This is a genomic window from Paenibacillus tyrphae, assembly GCF_000722545.1.
Lineage (GTDB): Bacteria > Bacillota > Bacilli > Paenibacillales > NBRC-103111 > Paenibacillus_G > Paenibacillus_G tyrfis.
Genome location: NZ_JNVM01000095.1, coordinates 1 through 206 on the forward strand (window position 1 = coordinate 1; position 206 = coordinate 206).

General features: G+C 56.3%; 1 pseudogene. It reads left to right on the forward strand.

The features are described from left to right. Positions 1-11: 11 nt before the first annotated feature. Positions 12-206 (forward strand): annotated as a pseudogene (locus ET33_RS35935) (NAD(P)H-dependent oxidoreductase); the annotation flags it as partial.

A 206-nucleotide genomic window follows, 5' to 3' on the forward strand; every position in this document is an offset into this window, starting at 1 on the left:
GGAGGGGAACCATAATGAACATCAACCAAAAACTGTTGGAACTGGATCGCCAGGGAGGCGAGATCCGCGTAGGCTTGGTAGGAGCGGGGCAAATGGGCCGGGGGATGATCTCGCAAATCGAAAGCATGAAAGGGATGCGCGTGGTGGCTACGGCCGATGTGCGCGTTGACAACGCGAGAAATGCCTATCTGTATGCGGGAGTGAAG